Here is a 4,448-nt window from a genome sequence, read left to right as displayed (position 1 = left end):
GCTTGCGCCCTCCGATCGATCAGGTTTGCTGATCACCCTAAGTAGGGCGAGAGCCTTCGAGATGTTAGGGACTTGCGCTTTGATAATGTGCCATCTGGCCGGTCTGGTTCTTCTACAGAGCGATTTTCTGGCTGGGATATTATTCCCACGCAAGTCCCTAACCCCACCAACAAACTTTTTCAGCAAACCCTAGCTTAACACCATAGTTCGGGAACCCGTACCGATCGAGCCGTTGTCAGGGGGCCTTGTATTTCGGTAAATTAGCACTCGGAAGGTAAGAGTGCTAATCTGGAAAAGGCACTTACCCAAATACAAGACAAACGGAGGATATTCCATGGCTGCAGTCAGCATCAACGTAACAACTGTTAAACCCCTAGGCGATCGAGTTTTCGTTAAAGTTAGCCCCAGCGAAGAAAAAACCGCCGGTGGCATTTTCCTTCCCGATGCCGCTAAAGAAAAACCCCAAATCGGGGAAGTCGTGGCCGTCGGCGCTGGCAAACGCAACGATGACGGTAGCCGCACCCCTGTGGAAGTGGGTGTGGGTGACAAAGTTCTCTACTCCAAATATGCCGGAACCGATATCAAACTTGGTGGCGAAGAGTACGTTCTCCTCTCCGAAAAAGACATTCTCGCGTCCGTTTCCTAATCATCTACCCTTGAAAACCCCTATTTTGCACGAATAACGATACATTATGGCTAAATCTATTATCTACAACGAAGATGCTCGTCGGGCCCTAGAAAAAGGCATGGATCTCCTGGCCGAAGCGGTAGCCGTCACCCTTGGTCCCAAAGGTCGTAACGTCGTCCTCGAAAAGAAATTTGGCGCACCCCAAATCGTCAATGATGGCATCACCATCGCTAAAGAAATCGAACTGGAAGACCATATCGAGAACACCGGTGTGGCTTTAATTCGCCAAGCCGCCTCAAAAACCAACGATGTAGCGGGGGATGGTACAACTACCGCCACCGTTCTCGCCCACGCTATCGTTAAAGAAGGTTTACGCAACGTCGCCGCCGGTGCTAACCCGATTTCTCTGAAAAAAGGGATCGATAAAGCTGCCGATTTCCTCGTCAGTCAAATCGCCAAACACGCGAAACCCGTAGAAGATTCCAAAGCGATCGCACAAGTGGGCGCTATCTCTGCCGGTAACGATGATGAAGTCGGTCAAATGATCGCCTCGGCCATGGATAAAGTCGGTAAAGAAGGCGTAATTTCCCTAGAAGAAGGGAAATCGATGACCACCGAACTAGAAATCACCGAAGGGATGCGTTTTGACAAAGGTTATATCTCTCCCTACTTTGTCACCGACACCGAACGCATGGAATGCGTTTTTGAAGATCCCGCTATTCTGATTACCGACAAAAAAATCGGTTTAGTGCAAGATTTGGTTCCTATTCTCGAACAAGTGGCCCGTCAAGGTAAACCCCTAGTAATTATCGCCGAAGACATTGAAAAAGAAGCTTTGGCAACCCTAGTGGTTAACCGTCTGCGCGGTGTTCTTAACGTCACTGCGGTGAAAGCCCCTGGATTTGGCGATCGCAGAAAAGCGATGTTAGAAGATATCGCCGTTTTAACCGGTGGTCAAGTAATCAGCGAAGATGCGGGTTTAAAACTGGAAACCACCAAAATTGATAGCTTAGGTACGGCCCGCCGTATCACCATGAACAAAGATACTACCACCATCGTCGCCGAAGGCAACGACGTGGCAGTGAAAACCCGTTGTGAGCAAATTCGCCGTCAAATTGAGGAAACCGATTCCTCCTACGATAAAGAAAAACTGCAAGAACGTCTGGCTAAATTAGCCGGGGGTGTGGCAGTGATTAAAGTCGGTGCCGCTACCGAAACGGAAATGAAAGACCGCAAATTGCGCCTAGAAGACGCGATTAACGCCACTAAAGCAGCCGTAGAAGAAGGTATCGTCCCCGGGGGTGGTACTACTTTAGCTCACCTGGCTCCCCAATTGGAAACCTGGGCCAAAGAAACCCTACACCATGAAGAATTAACCGGTGCTTTAATCGTTTCTCGCGCCATTGCTGCTCCCTTAAAACGGATCGCTGAAAATGCCGGCCAAAACGGTGCAGTTATTGCCGAACGGGTGAAAGAAAAGCCCTTTAATGTCGGTTATAATGCCGCTACCGGTGAGTTCTCCGATATGTTTGAGGCGGGTATCGTTGACCCCGCAAAAGTGACTCGTTCTGCCCTACAAAATGCCGCTTCTATCGCCGGTATGGTTTTAACTACCGAGTGTATTGTGGTGGATAAACCCGAAAAAGAAAAAGCCGCTGCTCCCGCCGGCGGTGGAGATTTCGACTATTAGTAATTAGTCTGTTTTTTCTCGACTCGATCGCATTTAAGCGATCGAGTTTTTTTTAATGAAAAAACATCTTTTTGCATGAGTGCATGAGTAGAAAACGGGTTTCTCGGAGAAACCCGTTTTCTGTGCGTTACTCAGAGGGGCGAAGCATTCGGGCAATAACCTATCGGTGAAACCAAAGATTTTCTATCCGAATGCTTCGCCCGTACTTTTTGCCGCAAACCCTACTTATGAGGAACGGCAAAAGGGGCAATAAATAATCAGCTTTTAATAACCGTATTTAGAGGATTTATGTCGGGTTTCGTTGCCTCAACCCGACCTACGAATTTACTATACTAATTTTTCCGTGATATTTGTCAGGATAATTTCTAGGGAATCGGTGACGGGGGATTGACTCATCTGAATTTTCGGGAACATTTGATCGCCTATTAATATTGTAGCTGTAGGTTGGGCTGAACGATAGTGAAACCCAACAACCGAGGATTTATGTCTAGGGAATCGGTAACGGGGGATTGACTCATGAATTTCCGGGAACATTCGATCGCCTATTAATATTGTAGCTGTAGGTTGGGTTGAACGATAGTGAAACCCAACAACCGAGGATTTATGTCGGGTTTCGTTGCCTCAACCCGACCTACGAATTTACTTGGCACGACCAGAAACCGCCCGATCTTGCTTACCACTTTCTAGCCATTTTGTCAACACCCTATAGAATTAAATATGATAACAGATAGTAGGTTGGGCTGAACGATAGTGAAACCCAACAACCGAGGATTTATGTCTAGGGAATCGGTAACGGGGGATTGACTCATGAATTTCCGGGAACATTCGATCGCCTATTAATATTGTAGCGGTTGGTTGGGTTCAACTATAGTGAAACCCAACCACCGAGGATTTATGTCGGGTTTCGTTGCCTCAACCCGACCTACGAATTTACTTGGCACGACCAGAAACCGCCCGATCTTGCTTACCACTTTCTAGCCATTTTGTCAACACCCTATAGAATTAAATATCATACCAGACGGTAAATGATAACAAAATCTAATCAATGGTTCCACAGAAGAGACAGCTGCGATAGGGTTAACGCAGTCTTTCTTAACTTTTTTAGAGATCATGAAAACCTCATCCATGTCTTTGGTGTTAGCGGGCATTAGCAGTTCTCTTGTACTAATGGGGGGGGGTAAACCCTGTCCGCGCGGCAGTTCTGATCGGGAATCTCCCGCAAAATAATGATGATGGGGGCAGTGGGATTAGCACCAATGCTGTAAAAGCGCTCGCCTTTACCCTACCCGCGGGTAACAATTACAGCCTCGAAAACGCCATCCTGCGACTCGGTAACTACGATCCAGGAGATGTTCCCGTCGTCCAGATCCGCAATGATGTGGGGGGCAGCAATCCGGGCAGTACCGTCCTCGCCAGTTTCACCAATCCCACCGGTCTAGGAGCGGCAATCTCTAACTACACCTTCACTCCCACTAGCCCCTTCACGTTTGCCGCCGGTACTAAATACTGGTTATACGTTACCAGCACCAGTGGAAGTTTCAACTGGCGCAGCTCTAATCCGAGTATAACCCCGACGGGCATCGCCACGTCATCGGGAGCCCGGGTTAGCAATAACAGTGGAGGTAGTTTCTCTAACAGTAGCGTTTTGAACAGTTTCCGGATCAACGCAACCGAGATAACCGGTCCGGTGGCCAGCACTCCCGAACCTAGTGCGATCGCGGCGTTGTCCCTGTTCGGATTGGGATTACTGGGGGTTAAAGGTCGTCGGAACAAGGGATAGTAGGTTGATTCATCAATCAACCTACCCTAACCCCCCGATGTCGGGTTAATACCGTCACCCTAACCCCCCCGATGTCGGGGGGGCAGGGGGGGGGAAGCTTTAAGCCGTAGAAACCCAACAACCGAGGGTCTAGGTCGGGTTTCGTTGCCTCACCCCGACCTACGAATTTACTACCCCCCCCGATGTCGGGGGGGCAGGGGGGGAGGAAACTTTTAAGGATTCGGGATCGATCGCACCAGCAGAGTCAGAATACTGGTTAATACTGCCACTACCACGGGAATAATCAACGATTTTGCTCCCTTAAGGTCAGAGACATCCTGAATTAAAGCGTCCTGTGTTCCCTCTACTTT

At 48.7% G+C, this 4,448-nt stretch carries 4 protein-coding genes and 1 pseudogene; 3 read left to right on the top strand and 2 right to left on the bottom strand.

What is annotated here, in order from left to right; all coding sequences use genetic code 11:
* The first annotated feature begins 334 nt into the window (after positions 1 to 334).
* Together groES and groL are read left to right on the top strand one after the other, a co-directional pair.
* The gene (groES, locus tag O9324_RS00900) at positions 335 to 646 is read left to right on the top strand and encodes a co-chaperone GroES (protein WP_002769848.1); all 312 of its coding nucleotides are present in this window, start codon (positions 335 to 337) and stop codon (positions 644 to 646) included.
* 46 nt (positions 647 to 692) lie between these two features.
* Positions 693 to 2,318 carry a chaperonin GroEL gene (groL, locus tag O9324_RS00895; protein WP_002769846.1) on the top strand — a complete coding sequence of 542 codons (1,626 nt, stop codon included), beginning with the start codon at positions 693 to 695 and terminating at the stop codon, positions 2,316 to 2,318.
* A gap of 327 nt (positions 2,319 to 2,645) precedes the next feature.
* Here groL and O9324_RS00890 read toward each other — a convergent pair whose 3' ends face one another.
* On the bottom strand, positions 2,646 to 2,852 hold the full coding sequence (locus tag O9324_RS00890; protein ID WP_287695555.1) for a hypothetical protein: 207 nt from the start codon (positions 2,850 to 2,852) through the stop codon (positions 2,646 to 2,648).
* Positions 2,853 to 3,519: 667 nt separating this feature from the next.
* Between O9324_RS00890 and O9324_RS00885 the strand changes: the two genes are divergently transcribed.
* Entirely contained in the window at positions 3,520 to 4,098 is a 579-nt protein-coding gene (locus O9324_RS00885) for a choice-of-anchor R domain-containing protein (RefSeq protein ID WP_353851662.1), read from the top strand.
* 212 nt (positions 4,099 to 4,310) lie between these two features.
* Here O9324_RS00885 and O9324_RS00880 read toward each other — a convergent pair.
* Positions 4,311 to 4,448, bottom strand: a pseudogene (locus tag O9324_RS00880) (shikimate dehydrogenase); the annotation flags it as partial.

This window comes from Microcystis sp. LE19-84.1B (assembly GCF_027531875.1).
In the GTDB taxonomy this organism is placed as follows: domain Bacteria; phylum Cyanobacteriota; class Cyanobacteriia; order Cyanobacteriales; family Microcystaceae; genus Microcystis; species Microcystis panniformis.
The sequence above is the reverse complement of the archived record's forward strand: the minus strand, read 5'-3'. Positions and strand labels throughout refer to the sequence as shown.